The sequence below is a fragment of the Endozoicomonas sp. ONNA2 genome (genome assembly GCF_024606365.1).
Taxonomy (GTDB): Bacteria; Pseudomonadota; Gammaproteobacteria; order Pseudomonadales; family Endozoicomonadaceae; genus Endozoicomonas.
Window position 1 is genome coordinate 1 of the sequence record NZ_JAHHPO010000436.1, and the last position, 1,326, is coordinate 1,326.

1 protein-coding gene is annotated in these 1,326 nt (G+C 39.4%); it reads left to right on the forward strand.

Features of this window, described 5'->3' with window-relative positions:
- Nucleotides 1-145 precede the first annotated feature (145 nt).
- The gene (locus tag KDK14_RS07840) at nucleotides 146-1,309 is read left to right on the forward strand and encodes a dynamin family protein (RefSeq protein WP_257264530.1); all 1,164 of its coding nucleotides are present in this window, start codon (nucleotides 146-148) and stop codon (nucleotides 1,307-1,309) included.
- The last annotated feature ends 17 nt before the right edge of the window (nucleotides 1,310-1,326 follow it).

Consider the following 1,326-nt stretch of genomic DNA (forward strand, 5'->3'; position numbering starts at 1 on the left):
ATCAGGAATACTGAGTTTAAAATGGGAAAGTTATTTTTAGACGACTCCTTACCGAGCATATGATTTCGAGGTAATTGATAAAATCCAAGGGCTATATTCAAACATTATTGATAATGAAACAGATACACATGACAGTGGTAATGTATTGGCCATCGCAGCTCCAAATGATCGCAGTGAAGGCGCAGGGGCTCAGGCTGGAGCATTCAATAGAGAGCAGTCAATGATTTCTACAAGAACAACTTCACCAGCCCGGGAATCAATAACCAACCCCCGATTCTCGCCATCCGCTGCCCGCAATAGCATAAGCAGTTCAAGCTTTACGGGAAGCAGGAGGCGGGCAGCGAGTAGCATTTGTAGAAATGTTGAAGTTATTTCACGGCAATCCCTAAACAAACTGGGCCAAGCCGAGGCTACTGATAAGCTTTATAAAAATGCAAACCAAATGCTGGAGCAAAATATTAATTTACTGGGAGAAATTATAAAAAACTCGAAAGAGCAGTCGAAACTGGAAAAATATGATCTAGCTACCATTAATTCTAGCAATAAAATATTGAAAGAAGAGCAGGTGAAACTGAAAGAAAAAGAAATGCTGGTTGTGGTGGTTGGTACTACCAGCTCTGGCAAGTCCACATTCATTAACGCCCTTATTGGGCAAAAACTGCTGCCCAAAAGTAACAGTGCGAAGACTTCTATTCCAATCCAGATTAAGCATAATCCTGCTTTAGATCTAAATGAAAATAAAAAACCTGTTTTACGTTTTGCGAAACCGGAGCCTTTGGAAGCCCTGCATAATGAGACACATAACAAATACAATTACATCTCAATAGAAAAACTGAAAAGTGAAATAGGTTTTAAAGGTTTTGAGGATATTCTATATGGCAAAGCTACCAAGCCTTGCGAAGGTGCCGATGAGATCTATGAGCATTTAGATAAACTAAGCGATTTTGTAAGACTTTCAAAAAATATTATAAAAAGAGAACCATTAGCAGGCTTCAAAGAAAGAGCCAATTTCCCTATGATTGAGGTTAAATTTAGCTCTCTACCTAATCTACCTGAGGAGAATGGTAATTTTATCCTCATGGATAGCCCTGGCCCAAATGAAGCAAATGGTGGTCAAATAATGAAATTTGTAAATGAACTAATGGGAACCGCATCCGCAGTATTCCCGGTGATTGACTTCACGCAGGAAGGAACTGCACACGAAGCAGAAGTGAAAAAGGCCATTGGTGTCATAAAAAAAGAGTGTCCCAGATCCATGGACAATATTTATGCAGCAGTTCACGGTCTTCATACGCCGATGATCGTTTAAAAGTTAATTTTTACTAA